This window comes from Sphingomonas sp. Leaf37, assembly GCF_920939475.1.
Lineage (GTDB): Bacteria > Pseudomonadota > Alphaproteobacteria > Sphingomonadales > Sphingomonadaceae > Sphingomonas.
In genome coordinates this window covers 21,406-33,495 of sequence record NZ_CAKLAX010000005.1, presented here as the reverse complement: position 1 = coordinate 33,495, position 12,090 = coordinate 21,406, and the positions used below count along the sequence as shown (strand labels likewise).

Below are 12,090 nucleotides of genomic sequence, written 5' to 3'. Positions count from 1 at the left end.
CGGTCTCCTCACATAAACGAGCGGCCGGTTTCAGGTGCTGCCTAGAGGGTGCTGAATGTCCGGATGTGGGTCGATGCTACCATCATCGCGCAATCGAGCCGTGAAGCGGGTGGAGCATCACCTCGTCGCGTCGAGAATGACGGCGACTGTCTCCTCCGGCGTGTCCCACATAGGAAAGTGGCCGCTGCCATCAAACCAGTGGAGCTCGGCGCCGGGAAAGGCTGCCTGCGCGCGCGCAGCCTGTCTGGGGAGGCAGAGCCGGTCGTGCCTGCCCCACCCGATGACGACCCGGCCGGTGCCGGCAGCGGCGGGACCGGACTGCTCAGGTCCCGTGGCAAGGCTCCGGACCAGCGCATCGAACGTCGGCGTTGTACTGAGACCTTCCAGCTCGGTCGCGACGGTCTCCCCGTCAAGCGCCCAAGGACGCGCGGAGAGCTGCGCGAGCAGCGCCGTGCGCGACGCTGCATTCCGGCTCAACGCCGGCAGGCCTGGCCGGATGGCCCGCAGTAAGCGACCGGAGGCGCCGATGGTGGTTTTGAAGAAGGTGCGCTCCCAGCCCCGCCAGAAGCCGCCCGGATCGAGCGCGACGACGTTCCCGACGAGTCCGCGCCGTGCGAGCTCAAGCACGATCCGCGCACCCATGGAACTGCCGACGACATCGACGCCGGACAAGCCAGCCTCCGCGATGTAACGCTCGACGCTGCCGACCAGACCATCGAACGTCCCGCTGTCGGATTCGGCAAGGGTAGCCCCATGGCCGGGAAGGTCGACCGCGATGACCTTTCGCGAGGCGCTGAGTGGGTCCAAGACGGTACTCCACGATTGCCAACTCCCGCCCAGGCCGTGGATCAAAAGCAGCGTGCGGCCAGTGCCGCGCTCAATCGTGTTCATGCCGTCTCCGCCTCGTCGTTGTGAGAAGCTCAACGAGCCCGGTCGCTTCGCGGGCCCGGCTTTTATCGGCCGACGGGCGCTGGAGATCGGCCCATAGGCCCGCGCCGGCAGGCGGTGGGGCCGGGAAAGTCTGCCTGTTCAGAAAAGGGTCATTGAACATGAACGAGCGACCGCTTGCGAGTAAGCGCTACGACTGCACTGAATGGCCGATTTTGGGTCGCTCTGGAAGATCGACCCAAATCCTGTACGTCAGCGCTGTCATCCCGGAGGCCAGCAAGTTAGGCCGCTAACGTTCACTGAAAGCGGCTGATCGAGCCGACGTTGTGTCTGTGGGGGATGTCCAAAGCTGCGCAGGAATGCACACCGCATGCGCTCTGCGTCAGCGAACCCGACAAGCAGCGCGACGGTCCCTACAGGTTCATTCCCATCGCGAAGGCGGATGCGTGCAGCTTCGCAGCGCAAACGCTCGACCGCGCGTGCAGGCGTTTCGCCGGTTTCCTTTCGAAATAGCCGAGTGAATTGGCGGACGCTCAGACAGGCGGCCTCCGCAAGCCTTTCAATCGGTAACGGCTCTGAGAGATGGTCACGGGCGTAGGTCAGAGCCTTCCGGATGCGGTCGGTCCGCGGCTCCATCTGAGAGATTGCCGCATACTGCGATTGTCCACCTGGTCGCCGATGATACACGACGAGCTCGCGCGATACTGCCTTGGCCATTTCTGCGCCATGATCAACTTCGATGCGCGCAAGCATCAGGTCAATACCAGCGGTCATGCCAGCCGACGTCCAGATCGCCCCGTCGTTGATGAAGATCCGATCCGCATCGACCGTCACTTTCGGGTATCGATCCTGCAATCCCTGCGCGAACTGCCAGTGCGTCGTCGCCCGTTTGCCGTCCAGATAACCCGCAGCGGCAAGCAGAAATGCGCCTGTACAAATACTCGCAACGCTTGAGGCTTCGGCAGATGCACGCCGGATACCGGCTATGTTGTCAGGCTCCAGCATCGGTTCGATCATGCCGCCCACCACCACGACCGTCTCGGCTGGGGACGAACCTGCAACGTGGGTGGTCAGGCTGAGCCCCGCATCACCTCGAACGATCTCGCCATCCTTGGAGACGAGTTCTATCAGGTAATATTCCGACCCGAGTAGACGGTTTGCTGCGGTAAGAGCCGCCGTCGGCCCGGCGAGATCCAGAAGCTGGAAGCCTTCGCACAGGTAAAAGGCGAATGGCGCTGACATCGTACTTCCCTCTGATCCGAGCCAAATCACCTCCTAGGCAAATTGCTTCCGAGCGTATCCGTGAAACCGGCCGATGGCCGAAATCGAGGGATCAATGCCCTATAGCGAGATACCGTGAGAGGGGTAGATCGGCCGGATGACCGCTGGATACGGCTTCTGATCGCCCTCATCGTTCGACCGACTATTCAAACCACGCCTGCCACCCAACACTCGGCGATTTCATGCGCACATTCCTGCTTTCGGCGACCTTTGGTTTCGCCGCACTCCTGTCACAACCGGCCAGCGCGCAAGACGCCAGCTTCTACGATTGTCAAAATGATCGCATTCGGATCGCAATCGCGCCGATGAGGCTCGACAAGGCGCTCGCCAAGTTCACCAGCATCACGCGCTGCCCGGTATCTCTCGACGCGGATCAGGTGAGGGGCCGTTCCACCCGGACCATGAAGACCGCACTGGCCAAGGGACGCCTGACGCCTGGGCAGGCACTTGCGCGCATGTTGCGGAGCACGCCTCTGAAAAGCACGCCGATTCATGGTGGCTTCTCGGTGAACAAGTAACATGGCCACCGTCCCGCCTGCTCAACAGCAACTCTCCGCACTTCCGGTGACTGGGTGGGACGGCCTGCGCTATCCGCTCTCCTTGCGGGTGCTGCACTGGTCTCGTGCCGTGCTGGTCCTTGGATTGATTGCGGCGGGTTGGTTGATGACGAGCCTCAACGATGCGACACCCTGGAAGTACGGCACGCTCTATCCGACCCACAAATCGTTCGGGCTACTGGTGTTCGGCCTTGTCGCGGTCCAGATCGCACTCCGGTTGCGAACCAAGCTTCCGCCTTCCGCTCCCGGCATCGAGGCATGGGAAGCGTGGCTGCCGAAGCTGGTTCACGCCATCATGTACATGTTGCTCGTGGCGGTGCCGCTGATGGGGTATGCGATGTCGAGCAGCTACAGCCACAGCGACGGGGTCACCTTCTTCGGGCTCCCCGTTGCCGAACTCCTTCCCAAGAATGACGAGCGTTTCGCGGTATTCCAGCTCCTCCACAGAGTCATGGCCTATACGTTGCTGGTGATGATCGTCCTTCACGTCGCTGGCGTGGTGAAGCACCGGTATTTCGATAAGCGTCCCGGGAGCGACGTTCTGCCGCGGATGCTGTAACCTCGTACGCTCAGGGGAACGCTGCTCTTTCAACTTTTTCGCTGTAGATGGCCGTCTTCCTTATCAGATCGAGACGTGTTCTCCATCTGCCGGAATGAGTAAACGGTGTGCGAACCCTTCCTTCTTCGCGAAGGCAGCGAGGTCGGCGCGGCTGAGGACGCAATGGTTGACGGCTTCCATGTGGGTGGCGATCAATTGTGCCGCGGGGGCGGCACGGTGCACAGACAGCACTCCTTGCGGTCCCATCAAGATTGGTCCCAGATCGATCCACTGCGCATAGCCCGCATTCAGGACGATGATCTCTGGTCTATACGCGGTAATCGCCTGTTCGACGGCCGGGTCCCATACGGTATCGCCGACGACGTACACTGTTTTGTGAGAAGCATGACGGAAGACCACGCCGCTGACGGGATCAAGCGTCGGGATCGCGCGCAAAACCGGGCCTTCGCCGTGATGGCCGCCTGTCCGTGACATCTGGACACCTTTGAACTGCGTATCGGACGTCATGATCCGCACGTCCGTAAACCCTTGGCCACGGATCGTGGCGGCGTCGGTAGCGTCCTGGACGAAAATAGGCATGGGCTTCGGCAGCATCTTCTGCGCAGCATCGTCCCAGTGATCGATGTGGGTATGCGTCACGATGACCGCGTCCGCTGCCGCCAGATCGGCGACCGGGACTGGAAGCGGCACCAGCGGGTTGCGTAAATGGCTCATCGCGGAACCGGGAAAGCCCGGATATGCGCCAGGATCTGCAAACATCGGATCAATCAGAAACCGCACACCGGCGTAATCGACGAGGATCGTGGCGTTGCGAATTTGGGTGATGGCGTTGTTCGCGCCTACGGCGGGTATGGGAGCCGCCTTGAGCGAGGTAGCCATGCCGAAAGCGGCAACGCCCGCGCCGCCTGCAAGCAGCCGACGACGCGAGAAGTTTGGGGAAGCATCGGACAACATCATCGGTCTCCAGTTCAGGCCGACAGCAGGTCGGACGTCGCCACGATCTTGGCGTAGGCAAAAGCGAGTGCGGCCATGAACGCGGCATGGACCTGCGCCGCAGGCACATGGACGCCGTCTGCCGATAGCGCGCGTGTTGCGCAGGCATCACCTACGACCGTCACGCCGTAACCGAAATCGCATGCTGCGCGTGCGGTCGCGTCAATGCACATATGGCTCATCGCGCCGACGATCACGACGTTCTCGACATCCGCCTCGTCCAGCAGCTCTTTCAACCCAGTGTCCCGAAACGAGTTGGGAAAATGTTTTGTCAGTACCGTCTCGCCTTCAATGGGCGCGACGGCCTCGACTATTTGGGTGCCGTGGGTCCCGACGGCAAACGGTGCCTCGTGAGAACCAGGGGTCTCGTGCTTGATATGTACGACCATCTCGCCGCTATCGCGGGCGGCGCCAAGCACGCGCCTGGCGTTCGCGACAGCATGATCCAGATTTTCCAGCGGCAGTTTGCCGTCAGCTTCATATTCGTTCTGTAGATCGACGATGATCAGGGCGCGTTTGGCCATTCTCTGCCTCCGTGTTGACTGCTGCTGTTTATCAAACGGCGCGTCACCATATCAGTGGCGGTAGTGACAAAGACCGGGTCAGTTACGACATGATAGAGATTGCCATCCTGATCTACGAAGGAGCGCAGCAGGCCGCTGTTCTCGGGATGACCGACTTGCTGGTCGCGGCGGATCGAGCGGCCCGGCCGGCTTCGGGCCACGGTTCACCTGCGCTGGTCGTGAGTCATTGGGCTTTGGCGGGCGCAACTGCCGAGCTTTCGCGGGTCCATTCATCGGAGCCGGACACTGCGGCGCCATCAATCTGCGTTCTGCCGCCCGCGCTCGGCGGCCCACCCGATGACGTTGATCCTGTGGTGACGCGCTGGTTGCTGGAGCGACATGCTGATGGCGCAATTCTGGCGTCGATCTGCTCGGGGGCATTCATACTCGGCGCAACGGGCCTGTTCGAGGATCGGACCGTCACGACCCACTGGACGTACGAGGATCGTTTTCGCAGCCGGTTTCCGAAGACCAGGGTTGATACCGACCGGATCGTCATCGACGACGGTGACCTCATTACCGCTGGCGGGGTCATGGCGTGGACTGACCTGTGCCTGATGATCATCCAGCGGTTCCTGGGGCATGTGGTGATGATGGAGGTCGCGAGCGGCTTCCTGATCGACCCACCAGGTCGGGAGCAAAGTTATTACAGTGGGTTTACTCCTCATCTCGCGCATAAAGACGACGCGATTTCCATGGCGCAGCACTTCTTGCACGATACCGAAGGCAAGATCGTCGAGATTTCGACGCTCGCGGGCAAGGCCGGCCTGGAGGACCGGACATTTCTGCGACGCTTCCAGAAAGCAACCGGGCACACGACCACGGAGTATTGGCAACGCGTGCGCGTATCCAACGCCAAGACCAAGCTGCGTGAAACCGGGCTGTCGATCGACCAGATCGGGTGGGAGGTCGGCTACAGCGATCCAAGCGCTTTCCGGAAGGTCTTCCATCGCATTGTCGGTCTGTCCCCGTCCGATTACCGGCGACGGTTCTCGGCGGGGAGGGCAGTCATCGTCTGATCGCGATCCGGCTCACTCGAGCTTGCCCGGGTATTCCATGAAGAGTGCAACGTTGCGTGCGGCCATCGGACCATAGGTCTTTACGATGTCGGTTAGCGCGATATCGAGAGCGCGTGTTGCTTCATGCGCCTCGAGCGGGGCCAACATGCGGCTGACCTTCGCGGCGCCGGCAACCATGTCAGGCAGCACGATGAGGCCGTGGGCCAGCCGTACCGGTTCCTTGCTCGACGCGACGGCGTAGCCAAACGTGTTACCCGTCCGGCTATAGGCCTCCGCTGTCAGTGCGAGCGCGATCTCGTTGTCGCCGGCCTTCACCGGAATACCCAGCGTGACGTCCGGTCGTGCATCGCGCGCAGGCATGTTTGCGTTGCCCGGGTCCGACTGGAATGCATCGCTGTTGTGCCTCGAGCTCCAGCTATCGATGCCGACGTCGCGAGCAACCTGAGCGGCCTTGGCCGGACCTGCAATCGCCTCGACCAATGCGATCGACGTCGGCATCGAGGCGCTGACCCCGGCGCTGGAAGCGACCTTGCCGTCGGCGACGTAGCGGATGTTCTTCTGCCACTTCACCTTGGGGAAGCGCTTCGCTCGGAATCCTTCATTGCTGTAATGGGACGTGGCCCGGTGGCCATCGAACAGGCCCGTATTGGCAACAGCCATTGCGCCGTAGCAGATGCTGATGACCGTGCAGCCCTTGGCGGCCTGCGCTTTGATCCAGCCCAGCAGCTCAGGATCGCTGTCATTCTCGACAGCTGGCACGAAGATGTAGTCGGCACCCTCGGGATGTCGCTTGTCGAACTCGTCGATTGTGGCCTGAAGCCGGAAGGTGAGCGGCTGCATCTTCACGGGGCCGGGCTTGACCGATACCGACATGACATCGGCGACGCCTGAGCGTGCCATCACACCGAACGGAATGCAGAAGTCACTGATGATCGTGCCTTCGTTCAGGCCCACGATCGCAACGAGAGGCTTGGTGCGTCCGAAGCGTGCCTGATAAGGCGGGATCTTCTCCACGCGGGCATTCTTCGAAGCGTCGAAGATCCCGGATGCCGTGTCTGCCTGCCCGGCGATAGCCCTGCTGCCCAATGCCACTCCGCCGAGCGTTACTGCGGCGGAGACGATGGCCGTCCTTCTATTGATAGTGCGCATTGGCATCCCTGTGTGTCGATGTGTTCGACACCTGTCCGGGAGTAGCGCCATGGCGTAAAGGACGTGGATCACTGCATTTCGGCCATGCAGGTCGCACGTCGAACTGCATTACCTCGGCATCGTCGACGACATGATTACTCTACGACCGACTGAACCCTTGTGAGCTGCGGTCGGAAGTTGAGCGGGAGGCGTGACTGGGACAAAATGTCTCGGTGACAGGGCGGAGCACGCCCCGTAATGGCAGTCTGTGCAAGCCCTCCGGCGTCTCGTCATGGCCCATCGCCATCTAGCTGCGCTGATCTGCGTCGCTGCGCTGGCACTGCGCATTCTGATCCCCACCGGGTACATGATCTCCGTCGATCAGGGACGCGTAGCCGTGACCTTGTGCTCCGGCGTTGCCCAGCAGCTGCCATCCATGACGATGGACATGCCGGGCATGGATCACACGATGCCGGATCACGGCAAATCTAAGGACCATGGCAAGGCAGAGATGCCGTGCGCGTTCTCCAGCCTGTCCGCGCAAGTCCTGGGTGCTGTCGACCCCAGTCTCCTGGTCGCCGCACTTGCTTTCGTCGCTGCGCTCGCGCTGCACAGCTTGTCTCAAGCGATTATCCGCGAGGCACCCTACCTGCGCCCACATCTGCGCGGTCCTCCGCCAGCGGTTTGATCCAAATATGCCGACAGCCCGGACCCACCGGGCTGGTTTTCGCGGCGGGCAAAGCCCGTCTCCCGGCGTTCCCCCGTCATATCCTGACGTCGCGAAGCGTGAAGCGCAGCCTTTCGGGCGCCAGCGCCTCATCGCGATGAAAGGTCTTGATCGAGTGAGTGCGCCGTGCCGCTCAAGGAATACCTATGACCCCTCGTATTGCGCTGGCGCTCGTCGCCGCGCTTGCTGCCCCGGCGTCTGCGCAGATCGCCCGCCAGGGCTCGATCACCGCCGTTGATCCCTGGTCTCGCGCCACGTCGCCTCGCGCAAGCATTGGCGCGGGCTATCTGACGTTACGGAACACCGGTGCGCAGGCGGATCGTCTCGTCTCCGCCACGTCACCCCGTGCTGCCAAGGTCGAGATACACACGATGTCGCTCGACGACGGCATCATGCGAATGAGGCCCCTTCCGAATGGGCTCGAAGTGCCGGCGGGCGGCGAAGCTTCGCTGGCCCCCGGTGGTCATCACATCATGCTGATCGGCCTCAAGTCACCTCTGAAGGCAGGAGAGCGCATCCCCGCAACGCTGCGCTTCGCGCGCGCCGGGGATGTCAGGATCCAATTCAAGGTCGTAGGTGCAGGCTCGACCGTCACTGGCGCACGCCAGGGGGGGCACCAGTGATGTACATATCCAACGCACGCCCGGAACCGCGTAGATCAGCGCTCGCCGCTTTGCTGGCATTGGGCCTGACAGTCGGCATCGCGGGCTGTTCTGCCAGCCCCGATGCCGACAATCGAACCACGGCGGCAGAACGCGTCGGCCCCGGCGGTCCGTTCAAGCTCATCGATACCAAGGGCCGGACCGTCAGCGATCAGACGCTGAAGGGGAAGCCGTACGCGATCTTCTTCGGCTTCACCCGATGCCCCGACGTATGCCCAACCACGATGGCGCGCATGGCCGTCCTGCATAAGAAGCTTGGTACGCAGGCGAGCAAGATGAACATCGTCTTCGTCTCGGTCGATCCAGAGCACGACAAGCGTGAGGACGTCGCAAGCTTCCTGTCGATGTTCGATGCGCCGGTCATCGGCCTGACGGGCGATCCGGCAGAGCTGAAGCGGATGGAGAAGAGCTTCAAGATCTATGTCGAACGGGTGCCGCTGCCGAACGGGGACTACACGATCGACCATACGGCACGCATTCTGCTTTTCGATCGTGACGGGCAATTCGCAGACACGATGGACGCGAAGGAACCGGAGGATCAGGCAGTCAATCGCCTGAGCCGGCTTATCAATGCATAGGTGGCTGGCACTGGCGGGCGCAATCGCGCTCGCCGGCTGCACCATTCAGAACCCCGTTGTCGATGAAGGCCGCATCCGTGATGCGACCGAGTCACATTTTGGCAGTTCGCGCTTCCCGCTCGACATCGGCCCCGTCGTCATCAGCGGAGATCATGCGATCGCCGACTGGACCCAAGGCGATTTCGGCGGACGAGCGCTGTTCGAACGCGGTTCCTACGGATGGATGCTGCTGCTGTGCAGCGGTGACTCGATACGCCACGCGGCGAACCTGAAGCGGGCCGGCGTACCTGATTTCAACGCGGGCTACATCGCCGATCAGCTTGCCAAGGCCGAGGCAGCATTACCGCGCGAGCGTCTGGCTCGCATGAAGCGCTTCGTCGGCACGGCCGCTGACCATGAGAACTACATCAAAACGTTGGGGAACAACCAATGACCGGTTTCACTGCGCCGTTCGATCGGCGTCAGACGCTGGCGCTTGCCAGCTTGGGCGGTGTCGCAGCGGCATGTCCAGCCTCCGCCCAGACTGTGGCAGAGCGCAAAGCGCAACCGGTGCCAGGTCCGACAGCGGTGATGATGTCTCTCGCCGACTGCGGATCCCGCGCGAAGTGGGTGACAAGCGTATGCACCGGCAGCCTGGCATTGGCGGCCGCAGGGCTCCTCAATGGCTGTGACGCCACCTCACATTGGCAGGTCGCCGATCCGCTACCGCGGATGGGCTCGCGCCATGTCGACCAACGCGTCGTAATCGATCGCAACCGCATGACCGGGGGCGGTGTCACTGCCGGCATCGATTTCGGGCTGACACTTGCTGCTCATCTCAAAGGTGAGGAAGCTGCGCGCCGGTTGCAGCTCCTTATGGAATATGCTCACGAACCGCCCTTCCATAATGGTACGCCAAAAGAAGCGGGGCCAACGCGTGTAGCCGACCTGACAGGTCGGACACCTTGGATGAACGGGAAGGTCGATGCTGCGGTTACCGCAGCGGCCAAGCGACTGGGGATTGTCGCATGATTAGGCGGCATCCTCTCGTCTCGGCGTGCCTCGCCCTTATCGGCGGCACGGTGCTCGGGTCGCCCGTCATCGCGCAAACCGCTTCGAATGAGGCCATGCAAACGCCGAGCTGGGCGGGGAACGACATCATCGTGACCGGCCAGCGCCCCAGCTATACCGAGAGGGAGACCAACGCGGCGACAAAGACCACCACGCCGCTGATCCACGTACCTCAATCAGTTCAGGTGCTGACACGCACCCTGATCCAGGAGCAGGACCGTCGAACCCTCGGCGACGCACTGGTCAACGTCTCGGGCGTCACCCCGACGCGATCCGACGAGGTGCTGTTTATCCCCCCGATAGTCCGCGGCTTCCCGGCCGAGGTGTATCTGGACGGGCTGTCGGTCTTCGCCGGCAACCAACAGGCCTACGATCCTAACAGCCTCGTCGGCATCGAGCGGATCGACGTCCTCAAGGGGCCGACCGCCACCCTCTACGGAGGCGGCATCGGCACGCCGCTCGGCGGGGTCATCAATCTCGAAAGCGTCCGACCGGACGACAAGGCAGGGGGGTATCTGGCGATGCGCGCCGGCAGCTTCTCGACCTGGAACCCCTACGGTGACATCAACGTGTCGCTGGCGGACGGGATCGCTGCGCGGGTCACAGGCGAATATCAGAGCAACGATAGCTGGATCGACAAGGTGCATGGGCGGCGCTGGTCCGTGCAACCCAGCCTCTCGTTCCGGATCGATCCCGCGACCGACCTGCTGCTCCAGGGGCAGTTCAGCCGGCGCAGCAATCTCGAATATTCCGGCCTGCCCGCCGATGCGGCACTGGCCGGCACGATCGATCGCAACGCCTTCCCCGGCTCGCCGATCGATCAGCCGCTGACCACGAACGATATCCGCATGGGGCAGGCGACGCTGCGCCATACCTTCTCCGATCGGCTGAAGCTGACGGTAAGCGGGCGCTATTATTCCAGCGTGATCGATGAACAGGGCAGTTTCGTCTATCCGGGCCTCTTCCCCACCGGGACGGTCGCGCCGCTCTACGACGTGTTCCCGATTACCATGAGAAACCGCACGAAAGAGGCGACCGTCGATGCGAACCTCGCCGGCGACGTCGATCTGCTGGGCGGGACGCACAAGCTGCTCGTCGGCATCAACTACGACTGGACCAGCTTCTACAGCGCGATGGGCCTGTTCGTCAGCGACTCTCCCGCGGGAACGATCGATTTGTCCGACCCCAGCTACGACCTGCGTTACACCCCGCAGATCCCGGTCAACTCCTACACCGACGATCGTTTTACGACCTTCGCCGGCTATATCCAGGATCAGGCGACCTACGGTCCGCTGCACCTGACCGGGGGCTTGCGCCTGACCTCGCTCAAGTTCGTCGAGAACAGCAACATCGGCGTCGCCAACGACAAGACCTACACACACCTCTCGCCCCGGATCGGCGCGACCCTCGACTTGGTGAAGGGCGTTGCGCTGTTCGCCGGGTATTCGACCGCGTTCCGTGCGCCGTTCGGCTTCATCGGGACGGTTGCGCCCGTACCGGAGACGTCGAGCAACATCGAAGGCGGCGTAAAGCTGGCGCTCGCCGGCACCGGCCTGTCCGGCACGGTCGCGGTGTTCCGGCAGACCCACGACAATGTCGTCACCGCCGATCCCGCCAATGTCGGCTTCTACGTCCAGAGCGGGCGGCAACGCGCGCGCGGCGTCGAAGTCGACATGGTGTGGGAGCCGACGCCGGCTTTTTCGCTCCTCGCCAATTACGCCTACACCGACACTCGCGACGATGGTGTGGCTCCCGGTGATCGGCTGATCCGCGTGCCCAAAAGCAGCGGGCGTGTCGCGGCGCGCTACCGGGTGCTTCATGGTGCCGCAAAGGGCCTGTCGTTCGGGGCTGGCATCAGCGCCTTCACTTCACGCGAGCTGACGCTGCCGAATACGATCGCGGTGCCGGGCTATGCCGCGATCGACGCGCAGGCATCTTACGACATCGGCCGGTTCACGCTGGGCGCGTCCGTGGTCAACCTCGGCAATCGCAAAGCCTTCGATCCTTATTCCTACCTCGGCTATCCGGTGGTTGCACCCAACCAACCCCGTTCCGCCTACGTCACATTGAAGGTGCGGATATGAG

The 12,090-nt window shown here is 62.5% G+C and carries 14 protein-coding genes; 9 read left to right on the top strand and 5 right to left on the bottom strand.

Annotated elements, in window-relative coordinates; genetic code table 11:
- Nucleotides 1-117: 117 nt before the first annotated feature.
- Nucleotides 118-891 (bottom strand): alpha/beta fold hydrolase, encoded by a 774-nt coding sequence (locus LRA87_RS16430; RefSeq protein WP_056638197.1) that lies wholly within the window; start codon nucleotides 889-891, stop codon nucleotides 118-120.
- Between the two features lie 258 nt (nucleotides 892-1,149).
- A complete protein-coding gene (locus LRA87_RS16425; protein WP_230781688.1) occupies nucleotides 1,150-2,130 on the bottom strand; it encodes a GlxA family transcriptional regulator in 981 nt (326 codons plus the stop codon).
- A gap of 221 nt (nucleotides 2,131-2,351) precedes the next feature.
- Here LRA87_RS16425 and LRA87_RS16420 point away from each other — a divergent pair, with 221 nt between their 5' ends.
- A complete protein-coding gene (locus LRA87_RS16420) occupies nucleotides 2,352-2,687 on the top strand; it encodes an STN domain-containing protein (protein ID WP_230781687.1) in 336 nt (111 codons plus the stop codon).
- A gap of 1 nt (nucleotide 2,688) precedes the next feature.
- A complete protein-coding gene (locus LRA87_RS16415) occupies nucleotides 2,689-3,285 on the top strand; it encodes a cytochrome b (RefSeq protein ID WP_230781686.1) in 597 nt (198 codons plus the stop codon).
- 63 nt (nucleotides 3,286-3,348) lie between these two features.
- Here LRA87_RS16415 and LRA87_RS16410 read toward each other — a convergent pair whose 3' ends face one another.
- Both LRA87_RS16410 and LRA87_RS16405 read right to left on the bottom strand, forming a co-directional pair.
- On the bottom strand, nucleotides 3,349-4,242 hold the full coding sequence (locus LRA87_RS16410) for an MBL fold metallo-hydrolase (protein WP_230781685.1): 894 nt from the start codon (nucleotides 4,240-4,242) through the stop codon (nucleotides 3,349-3,351).
- A gap of 11 nt (nucleotides 4,243-4,253) precedes the next feature.
- Complete coding sequence (locus LRA87_RS16405; RefSeq protein WP_230781684.1) at nucleotides 4,254-4,802, bottom strand: cysteine hydrolase family protein; 549 nt, start codon at nucleotides 4,800-4,802, stop codon at nucleotides 4,254-4,256.
- An 11-nt stretch (nucleotides 4,803-4,813) separates the two neighbouring features.
- Here LRA87_RS16405 and LRA87_RS16400 point away from each other — a divergent pair, with 11 nt between their 5' ends.
- A complete protein-coding gene (locus LRA87_RS16400; RefSeq protein ID WP_230781683.1) occupies nucleotides 4,814-5,860 on the top strand; it encodes a GlxA family transcriptional regulator in 1,047 nt (348 codons plus the stop codon).
- 12 nt (nucleotides 5,861-5,872) lie between these two features.
- Here the strand turns inward: LRA87_RS16400 and LRA87_RS16395 are convergent, their stop codons facing one another.
- On the bottom strand, nucleotides 5,873-7,009 hold the full coding sequence (locus tag LRA87_RS16395) for a DJ-1/PfpI family protein (protein WP_230781682.1): 1,137 nt from the start codon (nucleotides 7,007-7,009) through the stop codon (nucleotides 5,873-5,875).
- 271 nt (nucleotides 7,010-7,280) lie between these two features.
- On the opposite strand from LRA87_RS16395, the gene LRA87_RS16390 reads away from it, so the two are divergent.
- From LRA87_RS16390 to LRA87_RS16365, 6 genes are all read left to right on the top strand, one after another.
- Entirely contained in the window at nucleotides 7,281-7,676 is a 396-nt protein-coding gene (locus LRA87_RS16390; protein ID WP_230781681.1) for a DUF2946 family protein, read from the top strand.
- A 185-nt stretch (nucleotides 7,677-7,861) separates the two neighbouring features.
- The gene (locus LRA87_RS16385; RefSeq protein WP_230781680.1) at nucleotides 7,862-8,338 is read left to right on the top strand and encodes a copper chaperone PCu(A)C; all 477 of its coding nucleotides are present in this window, start codon (nucleotides 7,862-7,864) and stop codon (nucleotides 8,336-8,338) included.
- Nucleotides 8,338-8,955, top strand: coding sequence for an SCO family protein (locus tag LRA87_RS16380; RefSeq protein WP_230781679.1), 618 nt, complete (start codon nucleotides 8,338-8,340; stop codon nucleotides 8,953-8,955). Before LRA87_RS16385 ends, LRA87_RS16380 begins: the two co-directional genes overlap by 1 nt.
- On the top strand, nucleotides 8,948-9,388 hold the full coding sequence (locus tag LRA87_RS16375; RefSeq protein ID WP_230781678.1) for a copper uptake system-associated protein: 441 nt from the start codon (nucleotides 8,948-8,950) through the stop codon (nucleotides 9,386-9,388). The genes LRA87_RS16380 and LRA87_RS16375 overlap by 8 nt, the downstream gene beginning before the upstream one ends.
- Complete coding sequence (locus tag LRA87_RS16370; RefSeq protein ID WP_230781677.1) at nucleotides 9,385-9,966, top strand: DJ-1/PfpI family protein; 582 nt, start codon at nucleotides 9,385-9,387, stop codon at nucleotides 9,964-9,966. The genes LRA87_RS16375 and LRA87_RS16370 overlap by 4 nt, the downstream gene beginning before the upstream one ends.
- Nucleotides 9,967-10,061: 95 nt before the next feature.
- On the top strand, nucleotides 10,062-12,089 hold the full coding sequence (locus LRA87_RS16365; protein ID WP_230781676.1) for a TonB-dependent siderophore receptor: 2,028 nt from the start codon (nucleotides 10,062-10,064) through the stop codon (nucleotides 12,087-12,089).
- Nucleotide 12,090: the final 1 nt, after the last annotated feature.